The organism is Flavihumibacter profundi, assembly GCF_020076305.1.
Classification (GTDB): domain Bacteria; phylum Bacteroidota; class Bacteroidia; order Chitinophagales; family Chitinophagaceae; genus Flavihumibacter; species Flavihumibacter profundi.
Genome location: NZ_JAIQXE010000002.1, coordinates 846,410 through 868,815 on the forward strand (window position 1 = coordinate 846,410; position 22,406 = coordinate 868,815).

At 43.1% G+C, this 22,406-nt stretch carries 19 protein-coding genes and 1 pseudogene; 5 read left to right on the forward strand and 15 right to left on the reverse strand.

Annotated features, from left to right (window positions below; genetic code table 11):
* The first annotated feature begins 14 nt into the window (after positions 1-14).
* Positions 15-1,598 (forward strand): alpha,alpha-trehalase TreA, encoded by a 1,584-nt coding sequence (treA, locus tag LAQ65_RS13490; protein ID WP_224117500.1) that lies wholly within the window; start codon positions 15-17, stop codon positions 1,596-1,598.
* Here treA and LAQ65_RS13495 read toward each other — a convergent pair.
* Genes LAQ65_RS13495 through LAQ65_RS13510 form a run of 4 tightly spaced genes read right to left on the reverse strand, consistent with a single transcriptional unit; the run spans position 1,555 to position 7,073 of the window.
* A complete protein-coding gene (locus LAQ65_RS13495) occupies positions 1,555-3,657 on the reverse strand; it encodes a glycoside hydrolase family 97 protein (protein ID WP_224117501.1) in 2,103 nt (700 codons plus the stop codon). The two genes, treA and LAQ65_RS13495, sit on opposite strands and share 44 nt — an antisense overlap.
* Before the next feature lie 9 nt (positions 3,658-3,666).
* Complete coding sequence (locus tag LAQ65_RS13500; protein ID WP_224117502.1) at positions 3,667-4,548, reverse strand: carbohydrate kinase family protein; 882 nt, start codon at positions 4,546-4,548, stop codon at positions 3,667-3,669.
* 8 nt (positions 4,549-4,556) lie between these two features.
* A complete protein-coding gene (locus tag LAQ65_RS13505; protein WP_224117503.1) occupies positions 4,557-5,729 on the reverse strand; it encodes a glycoside hydrolase 100 family protein in 1,173 nt (390 codons plus the stop codon).
* Between the two features lie 12 nt (positions 5,730-5,741).
* A complete protein-coding gene (locus LAQ65_RS13510; protein ID WP_224117504.1) occupies positions 5,742-7,073 on the reverse strand; it encodes an MFS transporter in 1,332 nt (443 codons plus the stop codon).
* A 115-nt stretch (positions 7,074-7,188) separates the two neighbouring features.
* Between LAQ65_RS13510 and LAQ65_RS13515 the strand changes: the two genes are divergently transcribed.
* A complete protein-coding gene (locus LAQ65_RS13515; protein ID WP_224117505.1) occupies positions 7,189-7,890 on the forward strand; it encodes a peptidoglycan DD-metalloendopeptidase family protein in 702 nt (233 codons plus the stop codon).
* Positions 7,891-8,039: 149 nt separating this feature from the next.
* Here the strand turns inward: LAQ65_RS13515 and LAQ65_RS13520 are convergent, their stop codons facing one another.
* From LAQ65_RS13520 to LAQ65_RS21200, 7 genes and pseudogenes are all read right to left on the reverse strand, one after another.
* Complete coding sequence (locus LAQ65_RS13520) at positions 8,040-8,573, reverse strand: VanZ family protein (protein WP_224117506.1); 534 nt, start codon at positions 8,571-8,573, stop codon at positions 8,040-8,042.
* Positions 8,574-8,633: 60 nt separating this feature from the next.
* Positions 8,634-9,116: a dihydrofolate reductase family protein gene (locus LAQ65_RS13525; RefSeq protein WP_224117507.1), complete on the reverse strand. Its 483-nt coding sequence runs from the start codon at positions 9,114-9,116 to the stop codon at positions 8,634-8,636.
* A gap of 60 nt (positions 9,117-9,176) precedes the next feature.
* Entirely contained in the window at positions 9,177-10,172 is a 996-nt protein-coding gene (locus LAQ65_RS13530; protein WP_224117508.1) for an alpha/beta hydrolase, read from the reverse strand.
* A 52-nt stretch (positions 10,173-10,224) separates the two neighbouring features.
* Positions 10,225-11,715, reverse strand: coding sequence for a GH1 family beta-glucosidase (locus LAQ65_RS13535; protein WP_224117509.1), 1,491 nt, complete (start codon positions 11,713-11,715; stop codon positions 10,225-10,227).
* Positions 11,716-12,204: 489 nt separating this feature from the next.
* Entirely contained in the window at positions 12,205-13,599 is a 1,395-nt protein-coding gene (locus LAQ65_RS13540; RefSeq protein WP_224117510.1) for a hypothetical protein, read from the reverse strand.
* A 195-nt stretch (positions 13,600-13,794) separates the two neighbouring features.
* Positions 13,795-14,202: an NAD(+)--rifampin ADP-ribosyltransferase gene (arr, locus tag LAQ65_RS21195; protein WP_394369730.1), complete on the reverse strand. Its 408-nt coding sequence runs from the start codon at positions 14,200-14,202 to the stop codon at positions 13,795-13,797.
* 6 nt (positions 14,203-14,208) lie between these two features.
* Positions 14,209-14,556 (reverse strand): annotated as a pseudogene (locus LAQ65_RS21200) (NAD(+)--rifampin ADP-ribosyltransferase); the annotation flags it as partial.
* A 372-nt stretch (positions 14,557-14,928) separates the two neighbouring features.
* Here LAQ65_RS21200 and LAQ65_RS13550 point away from each other — a divergent pair.
* A complete protein-coding gene (locus tag LAQ65_RS13550) occupies positions 14,929-15,288 on the forward strand; it encodes a hypothetical protein (RefSeq protein WP_224117512.1) in 360 nt (119 codons plus the stop codon).
* A 155-nt stretch (positions 15,289-15,443) separates the two neighbouring features.
* Here LAQ65_RS13550 and LAQ65_RS13555 read toward each other — a convergent pair whose 3' ends face one another.
* Positions 15,444-15,866 (reverse strand): MarR family winged helix-turn-helix transcriptional regulator, encoded by a 423-nt coding sequence (locus LAQ65_RS13555; protein ID WP_224117513.1) that lies wholly within the window; start codon positions 15,864-15,866, stop codon positions 15,444-15,446.
* Positions 15,867-15,934: 68 nt separating this feature from the next.
* Between LAQ65_RS13555 and ruvB the strand changes: the two genes are divergently transcribed.
* Positions 15,935-16,972, forward strand: a complete 1,038-nt coding sequence (ruvB, locus tag LAQ65_RS13560; RefSeq protein ID WP_224117514.1) for a Holliday junction branch migration DNA helicase RuvB — start codon at positions 15,935-15,937, stop codon at positions 16,970-16,972.
* Between the two features lie 17 nt (positions 16,973-16,989).
* Here ruvB and LAQ65_RS13565 read toward each other — a convergent pair whose 3' ends face one another.
* The 3 genes from LAQ65_RS13565 to LAQ65_RS13575 all read right to left on the reverse strand — a co-directional run bounded on the left by LAQ65_RS13565 (position 16,990) and on the right by LAQ65_RS13575 (position 20,691).
* Entirely contained in the window at positions 16,990-18,711 is a 1,722-nt protein-coding gene (locus LAQ65_RS13565; protein WP_224117515.1) for a hypothetical protein, read from the reverse strand.
* 18 nt (positions 18,712-18,729) lie between these two features.
* Positions 18,730-19,860, reverse strand: coding sequence for a BamA/TamA family outer membrane protein (locus LAQ65_RS13570; RefSeq protein WP_224117516.1), 1,131 nt, complete (start codon positions 19,858-19,860; stop codon positions 18,730-18,732).
* 126 nt (positions 19,861-19,986) lie between these two features.
* A complete protein-coding gene (locus LAQ65_RS13575; protein WP_224117517.1) occupies positions 19,987-20,691 on the reverse strand; it encodes a response regulator transcription factor in 705 nt (234 codons plus the stop codon).
* 166 nt (positions 20,692-20,857) lie between these two features.
* Here LAQ65_RS13575 and LAQ65_RS13580 point away from each other — a divergent pair, with 166 nt between their 5' ends.
* Positions 20,858-22,405 (forward strand): helicase HerA-like domain-containing protein, encoded by a 1,548-nt coding sequence (locus LAQ65_RS13580; RefSeq protein WP_224117518.1) that lies wholly within the window; start codon positions 20,858-20,860, stop codon positions 22,403-22,405.
* The last annotated feature ends 1 nt before the right edge of the window (position 22,406 follow it).

Consider the following 22,406-nt stretch of genomic DNA (forward strand, 5'->3'; position numbering starts at 1 on the left):
TAATTAATTATGCCATGAAACAATTCCTGCTTTTGTTCGCTGCAATCTTTGTAGCCTTGTCCGGAATCTGCCAGGAATTGCCTCCGGCTGCGCCAGATATTATTTATGCCGAATTATTCACTGATGTGCAGCTGGCTAAGATATTTCCGGACGGGAAGACATTTGCAGACTGTATACCAAAACGTGACCCGGCTGAAATTTTAAAGGATTACAGGACTGCAAAAAAGAACACATCCGTAAAATTTTCCCTCCCGCTTTTTATAGAACAAAATTTTCAATTGCCGGCTAATCCTCCCGAAAAATATTCATCGAAAACTAACGAAGACATCACAGCACACATTAAAAATCTGTGGAAACTGCTTCAACGAAATCCTGACGTTCCGGTGAAGGGCTCATCGCTGCTTCCGCTGCCTAATCCTTATATTGTTCCTGGTGGCCGGTTCAGGGAGGTTTATTATTGGGACTCCTACTTTACCATGCTTGGATTGAAAGAAAGCGGCGAAAATGAAATGGTCGAGAATATGGTAAAGAACTTTGCCTTCCTGATCGACACTTATGGCCATATCCCAAATGGTAACAGGACCTACTACCTAAGCCGTTCGCAACCCCCCTTTTTTGCTATGATGATTGAATTGCTGGCCGGAATAAAAGGTGACCAGGTTTATTTAACCTACCTGCCACAGTTAGAAAAAGAGTATAACTATTGGATGGATGGTGCCGAAACAGTGAAGCCAGGTAATGCCCTGAAATCTGTAGTCAAATTAAAGGACGGTACATTACTTAACAGGTATTGGGATGAGCAATCCCTGCCAAGGCAGGAAAGTTACCGGGAAGATATTGAAACTGCAACGAAATCGAAGCGGAATAAACCGGAGGTTTACCAGCACCTCAGGGCTGGCGCAGCAAGCGGCTGGGATTTCAGCAGTCGCTGGTTTGCCGACGGGAAAAATATTACCACTATTGAAACTGCAGATATTATACCTGTTGACCTGAACAGTTTGTTGTATAACCTGGAAACCGTGCTATCACGGGCAAAAATTATAAATAAAGAGGATAGTATTGCCACTGAATTTAAAAATAAAGCCGAAAGCCGCAGGCAAGCCATTGATAAATATTGCTGGAGTACTGAATTGAAATATTATACCGATTATAATTTCCACAAATTTAAAATATCGAACCAGGTCACTGCTGCAGGGCTTTTCCCCTTTTGTTTTTTCCCGCAAAGACAGGGTTATTTAAGTGTACTTGGCAGGCAGGCTGCTGTAATAGTTAACGAGAAATTATTGCAGCCCGGCGGTTTGCAAACTACCACCTTACAAACAGGGCAGCAGTGGGATTCACCAAATGGCTGGGCGCCTTTGGAATGGATGGCTGTTCTTGGATTGGCCCGCTGTGGACAAATTGGATTGGCAAAGGAAATTGCCAACCGCTGGATGGGCCTGAATGAAAAAGTTTACAGGGAAACCGGTAAGCTGATGGAAAAATACAATGTAGCTGACCTCAGCCAACCTGCCGGCGGAGGTGAGTATGCAGCCCAGGATGGCTTTGGCTGGACTAACGGCGTTTACCTTGCGATGCAAGCCTGGTTAAAGCAATAGCCGCACCTCCGCCCTTAGCCAGTTTTACGGATAACTTTGTTTTGTTGGTTACTGTTTTCTTTTCTATAGCATAAGCAGCAGGATTGGTTTCCCAGTTGGCATTTTCAGCATCCTTGTAAATTATGGCCTGGTAATTATAGCCAGGGTCTAGGAAGTTAAAATCAAATTCAACGGACCTGCTGTTTTCATCCGTTACAGCACCGGCAAACCAATCAGCCCTGCCTTTTGCTTTCCTTGCTATAACAACATAATCGCCCGGTTCAGCAGATAAAATCTTTGTATCATCCCAATCAACCGGCACATCTTTTATAAACTGGAATGCATCCGGGAATTGTTCATAATTCTCCGGAAGGTCGCCAGCCATCTGTAATGGACTGTACATAGTTACGAATAAGGCCAGCTGTTTGGCCAGGGTAGTCCTGATTCTTGTCTTGCGCGTACTGTCAAACTGGTTTAACTGGAAATGGAAATAACCGGGCGTATAATCCATAGGGCCACCCATAAGGCGGGTAAAGGGGAGTATGGTTTCATGTTCCGGCCTTAGCCCGAGTGCAGGCGCGTTGTTAAACTCGTTGCCCCTGGCGGCTTCACTGGCCAGCCAATTGGGATAAGTGCGATGCAACCCTGTTGGCCGCACTGATTCATGTGAATCGACCATTATTTTATAATGGGCAGTCTTATCAGTCACGCGCTGAAAATGATTAACCATCCATTGCCCGTCGTGGTATTCACCACGCGGAATGATGCGGCCTACATAACCTGTTTTTACTGTATTGATTCCATGCTCCAGCATAAACCTGTAGGCAGTATCCATATGGCGTTCATAATTGGTTACCGAGCCTGAAGTTTCGTGGTGCATGATCAGTCGTACGCCTTTCTTTTTCGCATAGGCACTGAGGCTGTCAATATTGTAATCGGGATAAGGGGTTACGAAGTCGAATACATTTTCTTTCCAGTTACCGAACCAGTCCTCCCAGCCTTCATTCCATCCTTCAACCAATACACCATCAAATCCATTAGCTGCGGCAAAGTCAATATACTTCATCACATTACCGGTGTTTGCACCATGCTTGCCGCCTGCTTTTGGCCATGTGGCTTTTCCGACATGCATTTCCCACCACATCCCGATAAATTTTTGTGGTTTGATCCAGGAAGGGTCGCTGATAACTGAAGGTTCATTCAGGTTCAGGATCATTTTGGAAGCCAGCAGGTCTGTTGCCTTGTTACTGACAATTATAGTGCGCCATGGTGTCTTGAAAGGGGTTTGCAGGTAGGCTTTATTGCCAGCGGCATCCGGCACCAGGTGTGAGCTGAGCAACAAATGCGCTTTGTCAAGGTTAAGTTGCATAACCGGGTAATTGACCAATGCTGCTTCATGAATATTGATATAAATGCCTTTATCCGTTTTCAACAATAGTGGTGTTTGTACGGCATCTGGCCCGTACAGGCTTTTCAGGGCAATATCGGGTTCCTTTGCTGCAGCTTTCGTTGCATCAACTGCGCTTAACCGGGTAGTGTTGTATAGGTATTCATTGCTATCGTAATCACCGGGTATCCAGAAAGCGGTATGGTCTGCAGTAAGCTGGAAACCTGTCAGTTCATCACCAATGATAAAATGCCCGAGTTTTTCCTGCTGTGGGAATTCATACCTGAATCCAACCCCATCATCAAATACCCGGAAAATCAAATTCACCCTTATGCCGGAACCTTTCTTATCTGCCATGGCATAGGTCAGTTCTTTATAACTATTCCGGATTGATTTCACTTCACCCCATACCGGTTCCCAGGTTTCGTCATTTGCTGAAGAGTCTATACCAATCGTTTCAAAACTGTCAAGACGCAGGGAAGGCTTGTTAAAGACAAAGCCTGTTCCGGAAGGCAGGATTACAGGTTCGCCATTATAAGTAATGCTGTATTGCACATTGCCCGCTTCGTTATTTTGCACTACCAGGGAAATGGCCGAATTCTTTGAATGCATAACGGTTTTTTCCTGCGCTGTAACTGAAACGGCAATGGCCATTGCGACTATTAATAATATGGGGTGTTTCAATATTCTCATACTGATTGATTAATGTAATTTTCCTTCCAGCCTGCGGGCTGCAGTTGCCAGGGCATTTTCAATACAGGCTTCTGTACTTTGCTTTTCCAGGAAAGCATGCATAAAGCCGGCCCAGAAAGAATCCCCTGCACCGGTACTGTCTTTCACCTCAACCGGCTTCGCTGCAACATGTTTCCAGTTACCAGTGCCCTGCCTGTACCAGGCACCATCACCTCCACAGGTTAAACAGGAAATGGTAGTGTTGTATTTGCCCAGTATTTCCTTTGCGGTGTCCGAATCCATTGGCCTCCCAAAAAAACGCTCTGCATCATCCAGGCTGAATTTTAAAAGCGGGGATAATTTTACCAGTTCCTCAAAAACCTGTTTTGCATTATTACTTGTCCCCCAGATTTTTTCTGCATAATTCCAATCGACACTAATCACTTTGCCCAGGTTTTTTCCTTTATGCATTGCTGTTAGTATACTGGTTTGTGCAGGTTCCTTGCTGAGGGCAAATGCAGTAGTGTGGATTATTGCACAGTCGTGAATAAGCGTTTCGCCAACTTTACCGATATACTGGTCTGCGCCGCGATAGGGAATGAAATCGGGAGTCCCCTTGCTTTTTCCCACCAATATTAGTGTGGTAGGCTGGTCGGGAACCTGCATGATATTGCTGCTGTCGATGCCTTTTGCTTTAAGGTCGTTAATGATAATGCGTGCCAGTGCATCCTTGCCGACTGCCGCAACAAGTGTAGCTGGTGTGCCCAATTGGTTAAGGAACCGGCATAAGTTAGCTGGACTGCCACCTGGTTTCAGGTCTGCCTGCCTTGCCTCAGAGAGGTCGGTTACGAATTCCGTAGAAACAGCATCAATAAGCGCCTCGCCAATAGCCAGTACAAATGGTGGTTGCATATGCTTAATTAAATAAATAATCTTTTTCCCTCCAGGTATGCAGCAGCAACAAGGTATCCGCCCGCACTCCATGCGCAATGAGGCACACCTATTGGTTTCCCTGAAACACCATGCAGGCATTCATTGAATTCATTGTTGTTTAAGCTGTTTGCTGCTGCAATTTTTTCGGTAAGCTGCACCGCAAGGCCGGTTTCTTCAATGGTACATAGTGCAGCGGCAAGCCACCCGTTCCATACGGACCATAAGCCGCCATTATGAAATTCACCAGGGATATTGCGGAAACTGTAGGCATAATTATTTTGCAGTTCAGCCATATCTGCATCACCATACTGAATGGTTGGGAAAAATGAAGGCAGGAGGTTTTGTTGCTGCATAAATAACCCCCTGATCAGTTCGGCCAGGGTTTGGTCCTGTTTACTATTGCCAATTCCCAGTAATAAAGCCAGTGTGTTGGCCTGCAAATCGAATTGTGAATAGATGCGGGATGGATTGAAACCCAGGAACCAAAAGTCCATCGGTGCGTGCTCCAGTTGGTGGGAAAGGTTTGGGGCATACAGGTTTTTGGCATCCTGGTTATTCCAGAAATTGACGCGGATCACGTCAGTGATTTTCCCGGATTTTTCCAGCCATGCCGTATTGCCAAACACTTTCGCAGCAAGCCTCAATGCCCACACCCTCAACAGCTGGTTGAATAATACATAACCGTGCTGGATATATTCATCTGCCCAATCACCGCTTTGTGGAACATACATCAGGTGCTTTCCGTTGAATTCCCAGGCATCCATAACCGAAAAACAGGCTTCAACATTTTTTTGGTATTGCCTGGCAAATTGCAGGTCATTCCTGTACAGCGCATATTGGCAGAGTCCGATTACCGCCCAGCTTGGATTATCAGCCCGGCCAACAGTTCCACCATAACTGACTCCCCCCGACGGGCTCACATTGGAAGGCATAAACCCGCTTTTATGCTGGTTACTGAAAATTGTTTGCATCGTTGCCCGGGCAGTGCCGGCCAGTGCTTCGTCCTCACTAAGTATTGCGGCAAGGCTGTTGATGGTGCCATCCCGGGTCCAGATCCTCCGGTAATTGTCATGCTCCTGCACGGCGGCTACAAATCCGGTTGGTGTTGACGCCCGCTTTAATAAGTCTATTGATGATGCATATGCGCTTTCATTAACCATAAGAAAAATAATTTAATGACCACCTCCGGCAGGAAGAACAATTTCATTAGGGTTGCGGTTTACTTTTATCCTCAGGGTTGCTATAGCTGCCAGCAACAAATGTACCCCTGCGAAACTAATGGCAGCCGATGGATTGCTATCCAGGAAGGTCTTGTAGACCCATCCGAAACTTAAGGTCTGCAGGATCATTGGAATTACAATCATCATATTGATGAGGCCCATATAAACGCCATACCGTTCTTTGGGAATGCTGCTTACAACCATAATGTAGGGCACTCCCATCATGCTCGCCCAGGCAATTCCGAAACCAACCATCGGGGCAAATAGCAGATTTTTATCGGTGATATGCGGGAAGACCAATAGGGCGGAAGCTGCCATAGCCAGGCAGAAAACATGCACCCACTTTGCACTGTATTTATTGGCCAGCCACACAAGCCCGAATGCCGAAAGGAAAGTTACGATATTGTAAAAACCATTTACCTGTCCAGCCAGCACAACGGCTTCCTGGTAAAGCGGACTTTCAGAATCAGTTTTAAAAATTGATTTGGCAATGCTCAGGGAAACGAATTGCCAGTAACAGAACATCGCGTACCATTGGAAAAAGTACACCAGGGCCAGTTGCCACATAACTGCAGGCATTTCTTTAATAGCCTGGATGATTTCCTTTAATGGTTCCAATATGCCGCCCTCCTTCTCCCTGAGTGCTTTTAATTCATCAGGGGTAGGTGGAATTTCAGGTGTTTTAATAATTGACCAGAGTACTGATAAAATGGAACATATCCCACCCACGAAAAAGGATCCATATACCCAATGCGGAATTCCTGATTCGGAAACGCCACTAATCCTTTGCTGGAAAAATCCTAAAGAAAGATTGGCAAGGGTAATGCCCAGGCCGGTAAAGAAGCTTTGGGTCAGAAAGCCCATTGGTTGCTGCTGCACGTCGAGCTTATCGGCAATAAAGGCCCTGTAGGGTTCCATGGCTGTGTTATTTGCTGCATCCAGGATCCACAACAATCCGGCTGCCATCCATAAGCTCCGGCTGAAGGGAAAGGTAAATAAACAGAGGCTGCAAAATATCGCGCCAAACAGGAAATAGGGCTTCCTTCTTCCCCACCGGGGGTGCCAGGTGCGGTCGCTTAATGCGCCGATAATTGGCTGGATAAGCAGCCCGGTCATTGGTCCGGCAAGGTTTAAAATAGGGAGGTCTTCTGGCTTTGCATGCAGGAAACTGTACAATGGGTTGATGGCGGTTTGTTGTAACCCGAAACTGTACTGGATGCCGAAAAACCCAACATTCATATTGATGATCTGCCAGAAGCTGAGCCTTGGTTTGGAAAATGTCATATGCAAGCGTTAGATTGGTATCTAAATGTAATTATTCCTGATTCCCTTTTTTCAGGTTTATACTGATTTTGTGGATAATATCTCCACAGCAAACCGTTGCGTTATATTTGTACCTATGCATTCCCCCCTTGCAGCTTTATTGCTTCGCCATCAATCGATTTTTCACCAGGTGGTAAGGTTTAATCCGCTTGCAGACAGGCTGGCATCGCTGGATCTTTCAGGGACGGGCACAGATTTGCCCCCAGGCATTGCCGAAGACCTGCCTGCTTTCTGTAGGCATATGGAACAGCTGAGGAAGGACAGGGCGGCGACATACCTGCTGGGCGGTTATGGCGAATTAAGAAGCATGTATAACCGTAGTCCCTTGTTTGAAGATGGCAGGGAACCCCGCAGGTTACACCTGGGTACAGATATCTGGGCGCCTGCCGGAACCCCGGTTTTTGCGTTCTCGGGAGGAATGGTCCACAGCATTGCCTATAACGGCGACTTTGGCGATTATGGCGCTACCCTGATCCTCCTGCATCAATTGGAGGGTACTTCTTTCTATACTTTATATGGTCATATTTCTAAGAAGGATATACAACAGGTCTCACCGGGACAGTATTTATCACATGGGCAGGAAATTGCCCATTTCGGGGAACCTTCAGAAAACGGGCAATGGCCACCCCATCTTCATTTCCAGGTAATTGCTGATCTCGGCGGAAGAAGCGGTGATTATCCCGGGGTATGTAAATATTCTGAGCGGGACCAATGGCTGGAAAATTGTCCTGACCCCGATTGTATCCTGCAGCTCAATAAGTTCCTGGATAACGGTTGATCGTAACGGTTAGATGGATTTCATGGTTTCTTATCAAGTCAGGTAGCAACAACGATATGGTATGACTGCAGTTGGGGGATTTTTAATGTCAAGCCCTGCTTGTATCAACACTTTTTTTGGTGGTAGTTTTACAATACTTAAAATTAGCATCATTGGTATCTTACTAGCAGCATGTTCATTTTTAGTAATAATAACAATGAAATCATCAATACAGTTCCTATAGCTGCAATTATGTTTATAAATATTTGTGCCTTAACACCATTGTTGAATATTTTTTCAATGGCTTTAAATATCATTAATCCAATTATTCCGCCTAAAGTATTAGTAATTATATCTGTAATATCAAAAATCCCGACTCTCAGAATAAATTGAAGTCCTTCAACAATTAAACTGCTTAAGAAAAAAATGAAAAGATATTTTACAAATGTTCGTCCTTTAAATAAAACCCCTGCATAAATACCAAGCGGTACAAAAACAACTATATTCAAAATCAATTCACTAACATCAATTTTAGCCTTTGAATTAAAAAATTCACTAAACGGAATCAGGTTAACATTCCTGTTTCCCATATAAAAAAACCTGACACCTAACTTAAAAAGCAGAATCCAAAATAGTGCGATCAAATAAATGATAGATAATGCAGTGGTTAGATTGTTTGTTATAGTATTTTTTCTGTTGTTCATTTCTATATTTGCGTAAAATACGCCTGTTAGCGGCTCATACTTTTCGTCGTGAAATTTCCCTCAGCCTCCCATATTACCCGTCTTAAATTCTCCAGCTCCTTTGTAATGGGTAGCGGTCACTCCGCTTGCTGTGGCTGTACTCTCCAGTAGGGTGAATGCCGCCGGAATTGTACCATCTTCGAACAGTTTCTTTCCCTTGCCGAGCGTCAACAGATGAATTAGGAGCCATAGTTCATCGACCAGGTCTTTTTTGAGCAGTGCCTGGACCAGGTTACCGCTGCCGTGGACTTTAATATCAGAACCATCCGATTCTTTGCGCTTTTTGATATCATCAACGCTTTTAAGAAAAACTGAATTTTTCCAATCTGACTTTTCAAGCGTGCTACTCATAACATATTTTCTGGCATCATTAACTCCGGGCCTGATGTCATCATGTTCAGGAGAGAAGGAAGCAAAAATCTCAAAGGTATTTCTGCCTAAAAGTAGGTCCTTTGCAGGTTGCTTTTGTTTTTCCGCGATCTCATCATGTCTCAAACCCTTCAAAATTGGTTTTGTTACGATACGCCGCCCTCATATTTGTAATTCGAATGTAAGCGGAGGTTTTTATTCGGCAATTGATTTAAGATATTTTATTGACCTTTCAAGTGCAAATTTCCCTGCATCATCCAATGTAAACTGATATTCGTGCCCTAAAGCAGGTTCGTGATTTTCCGGAAAAAATAATGTATCTATTGAAATCTTTAGAGTTGAAAGTTTATCAGCCAGAATTTTGGATTGAGGTAATAAAGGGTCGTTATTACCTGCAGAAATAAAGGTAGGAGGAAATGAGCTCGTAAGGAAGTTAGTAACCGAAGCAGTTTTAGCATAATCGTCATTTGAAATATCTTTCTTGCCAAAATATGCCCACATAACTGTTTTTAAGAAAGAACCAAAAGCGCCTTCGGTTTTTAAGTTGTCTATTTCATAAATACCACAATACAACAGTAAACACTTTAGTTGGTTGGGGTTTAATCCAGGTTTTATATTGGTAATTTGTGCGTAAGAAGGACTGGTTATTACATTGGCTGTTGCTGCTGAGATCATTGAACCACCTGAGTCTCCTGCCAGCACAAAAAATGAAGTATCGGCATTAAATTTATCAGGATTTGATGAAATATACGCCAATGCCCTGTTGAGCTGTTGCATGGGAGTAGGATATTTTGCTTCAGGAGCAATTGTATAATCAATGGATATTGCCACATATCCCTTGGAAGCAAGTATTTTGCAATAATTGCTCAATTGATTTTTATTGCCTGAAATTAAACCTCCCCCGTGGGTCCATACAATTACAGGTAATTTACCTTTTGCTTTTACAGAGTCTTTATGAAAATAAAAGTCCATGTAAGCCTCCTTATCGGTTTCGTCATATTGGACATTTCTGATTGTTTCTATCTTATCAGGTACAAAGTTTTCTAATTCTTTATTGACTCTTATGGCCTCTTTGTTAAAAGCATGTCTTATTATCCAAACAGAGGGATAGGGAGAGAGCTTAAAGGCAAGAAAAATGATACCTCCTAAAGCGATTAAAACAATTAATGTACGTTTTAATATCTTCTTCATATCTTATAAATTAAGATTGTTTATTGAGGCCTGGTGGAAGAGGTTTTCTTAATTAAAGTAAAGTATTGCTACTGGCTACATTTTTAAAGTATTCGGCGCTTAGCTTGGGAGTCCGCTCCAATGTTTTGTAATTCATATAAAACAGTCCGAATCGAATCCCATAACCATATATCCATTCAAAGTTGTCCATTAAACTCCAATGAAAATACCCTTTCACCGGAATTCCTTCTGTCGTTGCACGATGAAGCTGCGTTAAGTAGTTCTTTAGGAACATTACCCTGTCTGTGTCTAATATTTTCCCCTCATTTGTAAGTTCATCAGTCGTGCCACATCCGTTTTCAGTGATATAAACTTGCTTAACATTCCATAATTCCTTAACGAGTTTGGGAGCCCAATACAAACTCTCAGGACTTATGCGGTGCCATGGCGAAGCCATTGTCGGGTGATCCTTCGCATGAGGAATTAGCTCATACCCGGCTTCGTTATCCGCAGCCTGCACATAATTGTTGGCAAAGTATACATTGATGCCCACAAAATCCAATGGGCTTCCTATGAGTTTTAATTCTTCATCTGTAAATTCGGGGGCATCTGCACCCATGCTTTTAAGGTAGTTGTCAGTGTATTTTCCTTCCATCATCACAGTCAAGAGTCCGGCATTCAATTCCCGGGTCGCCTTTTTAGCGGCATCTATATTTTTCTTCGTTTCAATGACCGGTACAGCAGTAACAATATTTTCCGCCACACCAATTTCAATAGGTGATTTGGCAACTTGCCTCATTGCTTGCACCCCCATGCCATGTGCTAAAACAGCATTATGCCTCACCTGGTATATTCCCTTTTGAGGCAATTTTAAACCTGGGGCCAATTGACCAAGACCATAACTTAAGTCGGTGAAGGAATAAAATTCATTGAGGGTGAAATAGTGCTTCACACGGTCGCTGATTTTTTCCGTTACGTAGGTGGCATATTCAGCAAATGCTTTTGCTGTTTCTTTAGATTGCCAGCCGCCATACTTGTCCTGGAGAATTTGAGGTAAGTCCCAGTGGTAAAGCGTGGCATAGGGAGTTATGCCATTAGCCAGTAATTCGTCTATCAGTCTATTATAAAAGTCAAGTCCTTTGGGGTTGGGAGCTCCGGTGGCATTTGGAAAAATACGCGGCCAGGAAATGGAAAAGCGGTAAGCACCGGCATAGATGGATTTCATCAATTGAACATCTTCCTTATAGCGATGGTACATGTCACAGGCAACATCTCCATTATCATTATGCATTATTTTCCCCGGAATCTTTGAATAAGTATCCCAAATAGATACGCCCCTTCCGTCCTCCTTTACCGCACCCTCAACCTGGTAAGCTGCCGTGGCTGTACCCCACACGAAATTGTCAGGAAATTTCCTGTTATGATCAACCTGGGAATGATTTTTCTCTTCACTAGAAGGCGCCTCATTTTTACACCCTATCAGGTTAATTGCTGATAAGCCTATTGCTGCTGTGCCGCCTAGCTTAATAAAGTCTCTACGGCTTGTTTCATTATTTGGTCTCATAATTCATTTGATTTCATAATATATGTTGTCAGAAGAAAGTGGACTTTTTGCTAGTGAGTATATCTCTTATTAAGTTAGTAGATTTTTTTGGTTTTTCAGTAGCACCACTGTCGTCGAATACCACTGTTTAATTATGATCATATGCTGATGAATTCTATTTCCGGTAGTGCGTATACTAATGCAATTGTAGCCTGCAGTACTTTCCATGAGCAGTTCTTTTTAGTCTAAGGTCCATAGTGCACCTACTGCACCACTGGCTCAAATAGCATATAATACATGATTTAATGAAGCTAAAAGAAATCCAGAAACTGTTTTTTGTCTTTATGATTTGTCGTTTTATCCGTAGTGACCTCCTTTTTGATTTTAAATTCAATGCATAGATTGAAAAGTTTAAAAAATATCGAAAAAATCAGTGCTATGAAGCCTCTCTTTGTTTTGTAGATTCATGTTTACGGATAAGATTAAATAAATAAGAGCCGATTTTAATTTTTACTGTGATGCAAGTTCATATTGTTTAATCAGTCTGATTTTTCCATCTTTAGTAAAACTGAATTGCTGAAAGAAATCTATATTTTTAAGTGTTCCATTTTCCTGTGTAGTTATCATGTTTCCAGTGACAAACACCCAGTCTTCATTACTGTCCGCACTTTTTATAGGAATTACTGACTGTAACCTGATTTTAAGGTTCCTGAATCCTGAACGGATTTCTTTAAGCTTTGTTATTGCTGTAGCTTTTTCAAAAAAATTATCGACTCCCATAAAATTGATTTCAATATAATCAGCTATTTCGTCTGTTTGTTTAAAATCAGCTGTTTCAAAATCTTTTAGAAAGCGCATCACTGTTTTGTTATATGAAGTATTGCCCTTTTCCCACTGGTTCGAATAAATAGAAGTATAAAGGTTCGGCATGTTTTGGGCAATAGCAATTTTAGTTTCTTCACGAATGTTCTTACTCATACTGTCCATCTGTATTTTATCAGCAGTAGTAATATGCCCATATTTCCCTGCCCATTGTTCAAAGCCAGGGGCAATCTCATCAAGTGCAATAATAAATGCAAGGTCATCTTCATGATAGATTTTAACATTACTGAGTTTCTTCAGTTTTTGGAGGAAATCAAGACCATATTTCATGTACACTTCATGAGCTATGCGGGAAATATTTCCCTGCCACCATACATAGTTTTCCTGGTTGCCTTTGTGTATTCCGCTAAACGTTCTGTTGGCTGGCATAAGATTGGTTTCATACGCTTCATTTACCACTTGCCATATCAAAGCATCTGTGGGAGATAGATCTGTGAGAAACGCATCTGCAATATAATTGGCCATCATTTCCTGGAACCAATGAACAGCCTGGCAGATTTCAAGTTCTCCTATATATTGATGTCCTAATTCATGCAATCCAACGAGTGCAGTAAACCTTTGTGAAATTTCAGGAATGGATAAGTTCAATTTTTTTGTTAGTGAGGGGCTTTTTTTAAGTGCCATTTGCGTCAAACTATCCAGCGCACTGCCACCCATTGCAGGCAGACACATAACCTTTGGCGGTCCCGAAGTTACAAAAGGTAAAAACTCGTTGTACGGGTCTGCCTTGCCGTATTTTTCTTTTGTAAATCGTTCAAATTCTTCAGGGCCAAACAGTACAACTGTGATAGGGAAATTGATATTAAGTTGTTTGTTGTAATAATCAACAGCTTTTTCCAGTAAACCCTGGATGCTCTTTGCCTGTTTTTCTATGGATGCAGGATAATATGCAGTTACTTTACCTTCACTTTTTTTAAGACTTGCTGCTACATTTAGCAGTTCGTTTTGAGCATTTGCAAATTGTGAAAAAAATATGGCAACAGTTATCGCGAGTATATAGATCCTGAAGTCATGTCTTTGCATATAACCTTGGTTTAAAAATTTAATGTTGATTAGATCTTCAAATATATAGGGTTAGAAATGCTAAAGGCCTTAATACATAGGATACACTTGTCAGCAGTTTGGTTTATTATATCCTTCGTTACTGTCCGCTATTTATATCACAGTCCAAAATGACGTTAATTTCAATGACTGAGCGGGGATGCTGCTTCTCGGAAATTAGTTAATAATTTCTCCTTTGGCATTCGCTAACTTTTCGCGCCATTTTTGGAGTTCCTCAGGGGTTTGTCTCACCCATTCTGTTACTTCGCCAACGATTTTCAATGGTGCCTGGGTGCGATATGAACGTGTCGGATTGCCCGGAAATTTTTTGTTTGTAACGTTCGGGTCATTTTCAAAGCTCCCTGTCGGTTCAACTATATAAACACGTTCACGCCCATCACCTTTAGCTAATGCCGCAGCAAGTCCCGCCCCATTAACCAGGCCTGTGAAATAAATGTGATTCATTATAACTTCCGGGTTGTAATTAGACCTGCCCCCTGCGGTCAGCAAATCGCCAACCTGCAAATCTGCTTTCGTCCCGTGATAAAAGGGACCGTTGTCAGAAAATTTGTCCGTGAACGAAATTGCTAATTCATAATTCTTTTTTGCGTTGTCGAGGTCGCCTAAATCTTCATAGCATTTGGAAATGTTTACATATAGAGAAGGGATAGCACCATTAACAATGTTGTTATTTATTTTTAGTGCAAACTGTAAAGCTGTTTCGAGCCAGTTTAATTTGTCGGAAATATTTTTTTGATGTCGGGCCACAAAATGAGCAGCAGTGAATTTTTCAAAGTCATTTGTCGCTTCGTTCCAGGCTTGAAGAAATAGTCTGCTTGCCTCTTCAGGTTTGCTTTTTCCCTCCATGTCCATGCCCTGAATACAGAGTTTAATAATATTGTTATTTGGGTCAAATTCCATTTCTCCCTTCCCTTTCATTTTTCAGGTTGTTGCTATACAAATCATATTGCCGAAACATACCAGCCTATAAGCCACTGCTTCACCACATGGGTCAGACTTAAACGAATATTCCATTAATATAACCAAATCCACAATTATGCCATCCCGGGAAATTACCCGAAACCGCAGGTTGCCTAAACCTGCCAGTTACCAAAAACCTTAATTCAACCACTTAGGAATATAGTACTAACCGTTCTTTAACCGTTCTTAAACCGTTTTATTACAGTTTACCTACCGTAAAATAACGGTTGGTAAACGGTATTTAAACCTTGTTATATCGGTAAAAAAACGGTTAGTAGATAGTTCCAAATATGAAGAATTCCCTATCTTAAGGGTACAAAACCAAATTATATGGCATATAATACCAACCCCGGTAATCCACTGGCCGGCTTCTCAGGAAAGCTCAATGGCGTCGTGATCAAACAATACAAGGGCATGACCGTCATGGCCGGCCTGCCAAGGAAATCAAACAAGAAACCCACCGAGAAGAAGAAGGCTGTGAATGACCTATGGTGCCTGGCGACCCTGTATGCGAAAACGGTAGTAAAAAACCCGGACTGGAAATTGGCTATTGCCATTGCGCTGAAGATCGAACAGGGAAAAGTCTATTCCACCCTGCTGGGCGATTTCATGAAAAATAAAGGGGAACAGGAAAACATGCTGAAGATCCCGCCTATGCCAGGAGGGCCAAAGGCAACGACTGGCAGGTAGGGTAAGGCTTAATTAAACAGATGTTCCCGTTTGCAGGTTGACGCGTTTCAATGGAATTAAAAAGCAGGTATCCAGGATTTGTTAGCTGGTATTGATACAAATTATTTTTTCACCTGCAGTTGCTTGTACATGCAAATAAGTAAAGAAAAATTGTATTATAATTTATCGGTAATACGGTTGATATTCAGTACCAGCCGCGTACTTTCTTCTTTGCCCAGTATGGTGGTATAGCTTTCGTTAAACTCGGCACTGCAGGATTTCAACTGGGGATGGAGGTCTTTTCCCTTGGGGGTGGGATATACATTCGTTAGTTTTCCTTCTGTTGTCCGGATGACCAGTTTTTTCTCTTCCAATTTCTCTATTAACCGCGTGATGGTACTTGGACTCAGCTGTAATTCATCAGCCAGGGTTCCCGGTTGGATACCAGGTTCTTCAATGGCCATAATTAACAGGTAAGCATGGCTTGGTGACAATCCCACTTTTTTCCAATTGTTAATAGCCAGCTTTTCCATTTTCCTGGCTAAAGCCCCGCTGGCAAAATACATGCATTTACAATACCTGCTATCCGACGTCTTCATGAAAATAAAGGTAAAATAAATTCATTTGTATATGCAAGTAAAATTATTGTTTTAATATTGGGGCCTGCATGAGCAACCCTAATTTACATCCTGAGCCATCCGCATTAAATTCTGCAGAAAAGGAATTTGAGAATAGCCTGCGACCCAAAGAAATCGTTGATTTCGCCGGGCAGTCACAGACTATTGAGAACCTGAAGATTTTTATCAAAGCCGCAAAAATCAGGGGAGAGGCACTGGATCATGTGTTGTTTCATGGTCCTCCCGGACTTGGAAAAACAACCCTTTCCAGGATTGTTGCCAATGAAATGGGGGTGAATATCCGGGAAACATCCGGGCCTGTTATTGAAAAGCCCGGCGACCTTGCTGGTTTACTGACTAACCTTGAACCTAATGATGTATTGTTTATAGACGAGATCCACCGCCTCAGCAATGTGGTGGAAGAATACCTCTACGCTGCCATGGAGGATTATCGCATCGACATCCTGATTGATAGCGGTCCGAACGCAAGAAGCATCCAGATTAACCTTAATCCATTTACCCTTATCGGGGCAACCACGCGAAGTGGTTTATTAACCGCACCCCTGCTTTCACGGTTTGGTATCAAATCAAGGTTGGAATATTATAATTCGGCTACACTTGAAAAAATCATCAACAGGTCTGCTAACCTGCTGAGCGCACCTATTACACCGGAGGCAATTGTAGAAATTTCACGCCGCAGCAGGGGAACCCCGCGGATAGCAAACGGATTGCTTAGAAGGGTCCGCGATTTTGCAATGGTGTTGAATGATGGCCAGCTGGATATTGGCATTACCCAGCATGCGCTAAAGGCCCTGAATGTAGACGAGCACGGCCTGGATGAAATGGACAACCGTATACTGGCTGCTATAATTGAAAAGTTCAAAGGCGGGCCTGTGGGCATAACTACTATCGCTACAGCTGTGGGCGAAGAAGCCGGTACCCTGGAAGAAGTATATGAGCCCTTCTTAATCCAGGAAGGATTTATTCAACGTACACCAAGGGGCAGGGAAGTAACAGCCAAGGCCTATGAGCACCTGGGCAAAAAGCCGGCAGGGAAACCAGGGACTTTGTTTGGGAACAGTGAATAGTGAATGGTGGAGGGCCGTTATTTATAAATTTTCACAGAACTGCCTTCCTTATTAAGCGTTAGTACGCCCCCGCCATCTTTTCCAATGGTCTGCCATAAATATCCTGCCATATTACCATTTGTAACTTCATTAAGTTTATTTCCATCTACTATTATGCCGAAAGGCTTCTTCTGTAAACGAAAGCGTTCCTGTGATGTATTATCGAATGTTGCATAGCTTATACCAGAAGCTTCATAGGTAATACCTGTTACAACGGAAGATGTGCGAAGCAGGTGATCTCCCTTAGCCGGGGCCAGTTGCGGGGCAGCAGCCATTGCGCGGATATAATGTCTTACATAATCACCATATCCATCGGTAAGCCAGATGTCATCCCGGATATAATAATTCCTTCCGTCTGTATTGACCATATAAGTTGCCCAGTTGAGTTGCCTGATGGCGTTAGTGAGGCGGGTTGTATCCCCTGTCATCTCCCAGTAACGCAATTCCATTGAAGCCTGCCTCGAAGAGTGGCTGTTGCCCGGAGTGCGGTAGATGGTCTGTTCATCAGTGGTGGTTACACCATACTTTGCGAATTCTTTATCATCCAGTGAAGAACGCACCCACTGGAAAATGCCTTTAACCGTATTCTTCCAGTCCGGGTCAGCCTTTTCATTGTCCATCAGGTACATGGCATAGGTTATTGCATTGATCTGGCAATCGGACCATCCTAAGATATCTTCAAAAAAAGGTCCCCATTTGTTGTTTTTAGCTGGAAATGTTTTCAACCAGTTCAGTGCAATATCATGTGCCCTGGTATATGCTGCCGCATCACCTTTGCCTAAAGCAGTTAACGCCGTAAACAATCCCAGTGTTGGTGTCCAGTTTGTCGTGTATACAGATTCCTGTTCGCTCTTATAGGTTGTTCCCGGCTCCGGCTTATTGATATTTGGTTTATTGATCAGCTTTCCTGCTTCCCCTGTTTTAGCATTTACCTTAAATGGCCAGGGGGAGTGGAACTCATCCCCGGGTTGCACTTTTGCTGCCAGGGTATTAGCGATTTTAATAGCGGCATCCAGGTATTTTTCTTCGCCGGTTTTCTTATACAAACGCACCAGTTCATAGCCAAAGGATCCGGCTTTATCCGGTTGTAAATAACCTTTTCCAAGGATCATATCGCCGTCATAAATACCCGAATGCAAGGAAGTATTATATGGATAAGGCAGGTTTGCCCAGGTATCATCCGGGCCGGAAAATCCATGGGATAAATAATAATCCGCCATGTATTTCATGTTTTCAACAATGGCTTTATTCCCGGTGTAATTATACAGCAGGTCCCAGGAAGAAAGCGCCATCATTAACTGGTCACCACCCAGTCCGCGTTTATCATGTTCAGGCCGCCAGACCTGGTGGTTCATATAGTACTTTATTCCGTTTGAATCCAGTTCCATTTTATCCCAGAAACCCCAAACCAGGTTGATCACCTTGTCATAGGATTCGCCAAGGTCAGCAGAATACCAGGGCAGGATTCCGCCATCCTGGTCAAGGCGCACATTGTGGTAACTTAAAGTTGAATCCCGGTTAAGGTATAAGCGTTCCTTAATGACACTATCTTTTGTGGCATGGATAAGGCGTTCATCAAGGCCTTTATAAGATGCCAACGGATTGTTGCTGCAACCGGGTGCCAGCAAAATGCAAATAATGGCAGCTATATATTGGATTAATAAAATAGTCCTGCCTTTGCCTGGATAACCTGGATTCATTTATTCCTTTTTGATGGATTAAAAGGCTTCTGCGAAATTGATATAAACGCCCTGGACATTGTTAGGCCCAAAACCAAAGTCAAACCGCATATTGGTATTATGCTTGGTGTCTACCCGGATTCGTAAACCAACTCCATATGACAAATAGAATCCATCGATGTTAAGCCCGCTGTAGGTATTCGCAACCCTTCCGGTTCCCAGCCAGCCGGTTAGACCAAAAATATTCCAGACCGGAAGCCGGTATTCAACCTGTGCATCCACCAAAACCTTATCCCGCAAGGCACCGAGATAATATCCCCTCATTTTATTTTCACCGCCCAGCATGGCTAAATCATAAAAAGGGGCATCCCCTGAAATATAGGTTGTGGTGGCCTGCAGGGCGATGACATGTTTAAGCCAGGGGTTAAAAAACTTCCTTGCATCCAGGTCCCATTTTGTAAATGGATAGACACTTCCCAGTGCGGCAGGATGCCCCATTAGTGAAGAGATGATATAAGTTCCTTTAGTGGTATTGTAGCGGTTATCCCTGCTGTCGTAGGCAACGGCGATACCAACACCAAAGTTGAACCCCCCGTTCAGGCCGGTTACATTATCCCTGATCAGGAAACTATTGCTGTCTGGCTTGATATCGAAATAATTGGACAAATCAAAGACCGGGCCCGCATAAAGATTTTTTGCAATGAGCCGCAAACCGGTCAGCATAAACCGGAAACGGCTGTATTGCACCTGCTCAAGACTGTCGGGGTTAATCTCATTGCCGATGCCGAAAATATATTCCGGCTGCACCCTGTAGTTTACAGCACTAAGTACCACATACTTATTTTCCTTAAAGCTCATTTCTGTTGAAACAGAGGCGTTGATCCTCCCTTCAGTTGAAAAGGTAAAGACCTCGGAAAGCCTGGTGGGATTGGAGATTGTATCTTTTTTATTGAGGGTAAATAAATTGAATTTGGCTAACCCGAATATTTGCCCGGCTTCGGGGGAATAGGAAAAAATAGGAACCGGGATGATCTTAAACAAGTGCTCCATTTTCTGGTTGAAGCTGTCGAATTTCGACAAACTGTCTTTTGGGGCTTTTGTACTGTCCTGGGTAAATCCATTAAGAAAAAGGCTGAATAGAAAGCAAAACAGAAAAAATATTTTTTTCATTAAGGAGTGTTTAATTCAGCATGATAAAGGCGCTTGAAATTAAAGTTATTGTTTTATGTAATATAAAAAAAGCTACCGGTTATATTCCGGTAGCTAACGTTGATGGATAGATTATTAAAAATCGGGTCAGGCAGGTGTCGGGACTACAAGCCTGAAGCCGTTACCGTGTATATTCACGATTTCAATATTGGTATCTTCTTTCAGGTATTTGCGCAACTTGGCAATATACACATCCATACTGCGGCCATTGAAATAAGTGTCACTTCCCCAGATCTTTTTTAAAGCCTGCTCCCTTGGCAGGAGGTCATTCATATGCTCGCAGAGCATTTTGAGCAATTCGTTCTCTTTCGGGGAAAGCGTTTGTGTTTGTCCCACATGGCTCAATTCACGCAACTTCGGGTTAAAGTGAAAACTTCCCAGGTCAAATTCCCTGTTTTCGCTTTCCTTGTTTATCTCTTCATTCCGCTTCAGAATCGCTTTTATTTTCATCAGCAACACTTCGCTGTCGAAGGGCTTGGTGATGTAGTCATCAGCTCCCAGTTTATAGCCTTGTATAATGTCTTCTTTCATCGTTTTGGCACTCAGGAAAAATAACGGAACATCAGGATCTATATCCCTTATTTCTTCCGCAAGTGAAAACCCATCCATATTCGGCATCATTACATCAAGCAGGCAAAGGTCAAATTTTTCTCTTTGGAAAGCTGCAAGGCCCAGGCGCCCGTCTCTTTCCAGCACCACATCAAAGTCGTTCAGTTCCAGGTAATTTTTCAATACCAGGCCAAGGTTTTGATCATCTTCGCACAATAGTATTTTTGCTTTCTTTTCTTCCATAGCTATTTATTTATGGTGATAATATAAAATTAATTCATTTCAACGGCCCAACCTAGGGGGGCTAATCTTTTGTTAAATGCGTTTTACGGAAAAAGTTCACCCCCGGCCGGTAATTTTCAAGGTGAAGGTTAGTCTTTTAATTATCTTTCTGTCTTAATTTTTTTATATGCCAGATAAGAAAGCATTTGTAGAAGCTATTAAGGCCGGTTATACTTTTAAAGGCGACTCGGCTAAAATAGGAGTGGGAATGCTCGATGGCCAGCCAGTGGATGGAGCCGACGTATTGCTGCCATTAAGAACGATGAACCGGCATGGCCTGATTGCCGGCGCAACCGGTACCGGGAAAACAAAAACCCTGCAGGTACTCGCCGAATTACTCAGTGATAACAGTGTGCCTGTTTTACTGATGGATATAAAAGGCGACCTCAGCGGAATAGCGGCTACCGGAAAAGTGAACGATAAGATAACAGAACGATACCAGCACCTGGGTTTAACCTACTCACCCGCTGCCTACCCGGTTGAATTACTATCCCTGAGCAAAGAGCCCGGTGTTCGTTTAAGGGCAACTGTTAGTGAGTTCGGTCCTGTTTTGCTCAGTAAAATATTAGGGCTGAATGATACCCAGGCAGGTTTTGTTGCCATGATATTTAAGTGGTGCGATGATAATAAACTGCCATTGCTTGACCTTAAGGATTTTACCAAGGTATTGCAATATGTCAGTGATGAGGGGAAGGCCGCCATGGAAAAAGAGTATGGCAAAATATCCACTACATCAACCGGAACAATTTTGCGGAAGGTTGTAGAGTTGCAACAACAGGGCGCAGACCAGTTCTTCGGGGAAAAAAGTTTTGAGGTAGATGACCTCATGAAAATTGCTGATGATGGACGGGGGATTATTTCGGTACTCCGGGTTACCGATTTGCAGGACAGGCCCAAATTGTTTTCCACGTTTATGCTGCAACTCCTGGCAGAATTATATGGGTCCTGCCCCGAAGAAGGAGATATTGATAAGCCAAAGCTGGTCATCTTTATTGATGAGGCGCACCTCATATTCCAGGAAGCCAGCGAAGCGTTGTTACAGCAGATCGAGACCATAGTAAAACTGATCCGTTCCAAAGGGATAGGCATTTTCTTTTGTACCCAAAACCCAATGGATGTTCCGAAAGACGTCCTGGCCCAACTTGGCTTGAAAGTGCAGCATGCATTGCGTGCTTTTACCGCTGCAGACCGCAAGGTGATCAAACAGGCCGCTGAAAATTACCCCGAAACTGAATTTTATAAAACCGATGAACTGATTACACAGCTTGGTATTGGGGAAGCACTGGTTACCATGCTGAATGAAAAAGGAATTCCAACCCCGCTGGTACATGTACTGATGATATCACCAAGGAGCAGGATGGATGTTTTAAGCCCCGAAGAAATTAATGCACTGGTTGCATCCAGCAGGCTCATAAAAAAATACAATGCAGAAATAGACAGCGTAAGCGCCTATGAAATGCTTAACGCCAAGCTGCAGGAAGCGGCAGGGGAAGCTGAAAAGGAAGAGCAGCAACCTGTTAAAAAAGGGAAGGAAGAAAAGTCGATGCTGGAAGAAATGCTGGAGAGTCCAGCCGCGCGCCAGGTTGGAAGAACGGCAGCCAGTGTTATTACAAGGTCCCTGTTGGGTGCCCTGGGTTTGGGCGGGACAAGCCGTCGTAAAAAAAGTTTGTGGTAGG

Bases quoted from the DNA above. Each gene is read 5' to 3' on its own strand.
- LAQ65_RS13495 (WP_224117501.1), bottom strand. From the start codon at position 3,657: ATGAGAATATTGAAACACCCCATATTATTAATAGTCGCAATGGCCATT.
- LAQ65_RS13575 (WP_224117517.1), bottom strand. From the start codon at position 20,691: ATGGAAGAAAAGAAAGCAAAAATACTATTGTGCGAAGATGATCAAAAC.
- LAQ65_RS13580 (WP_224117518.1), top strand. From the start codon at position 20,858: ATGCCAGATAAGAAAGCATTTGTAGAAGCTATTAAGGCCGGTTATACT.
- LAQ65_RS13520 (WP_224117506.1), bottom strand. From the start codon at position 8,573: ATGAACAACAGAAAAAATACTATAACAAACAATCTAACCACTGCATTA.
- LAQ65_RS13515 (WP_224117505.1), top strand. From the start codon at position 7,189: ATGCATTCCCCCCTTGCAGCTTTATTGCTTCGCCATCAATCGATTTTT.
- LAQ65_RS13550 (WP_224117512.1), top strand. From the start codon at position 14,929: ATGGCATATAATACCAACCCCGGTAATCCACTGGCCGGCTTCTCAGGA.
- LAQ65_RS13555 (WP_224117513.1), bottom strand. From the start codon at position 15,866: ATGAAGACGTCGGATAGCAGGTATTGTAAATGCATGTATTTTGCCAGC.
- LAQ65_RS13565 (WP_224117515.1), bottom strand. From the start codon at position 18,711: ATGAATCCAGGTTATCCAGGCAAAGGCAGGACTATTTTATTAATCCAA.
- treA (WP_224117500.1), top strand. From the start codon at position 15: ATGAAACAATTCCTGCTTTTGTTCGCTGCAATCTTTGTAGCCTTGTCC.
- ruvB (WP_224117514.1), top strand. From the start codon at position 15,935: ATGAGCAACCCTAATTTACATCCTGAGCCATCCGCATTAAATTCTGCA.
- LAQ65_RS13530 (WP_224117508.1), bottom strand. From the start codon at position 10,172: ATGAAGAAGATATTAAAACGTACATTAATTGTTTTAATCGCTTTAGGA.
- LAQ65_RS13500 (WP_224117502.1), bottom strand. From the start codon at position 4,548: ATGCAACCACCATTTGTACTGGCTATTGGCGAGGCGCTTATTGATGCT.
- LAQ65_RS13540 (WP_224117510.1), bottom strand. From the start codon at position 13,599: ATGCAAAGACATGACTTCAGGATCTATATACTCGCGATAACTGTTGCC.
- LAQ65_RS13505 (WP_224117503.1), bottom strand. From the start codon at position 5,729: ATGGTTAATGAAAGCGCATATGCATCATCAATAGACTTATTAAAGCGG.
- LAQ65_RS13510 (WP_224117504.1), bottom strand. From the start codon at position 7,073: ATGACATTTTCCAAACCAAGGCTCAGCTTCTGGCAGATCATCAATATG.
- LAQ65_RS13570 (WP_224117516.1), bottom strand. From the start codon at position 19,860: ATGAAAAAAATATTTTTTCTGTTTTGCTTTCTATTCAGCCTTTTTCTT.
- LAQ65_RS13535 (WP_224117509.1), bottom strand. From the start codon at position 11,715: ATGAGACCAAATAATGAAACAAGCCGTAGAGACTTTATTAAGCTAGGC.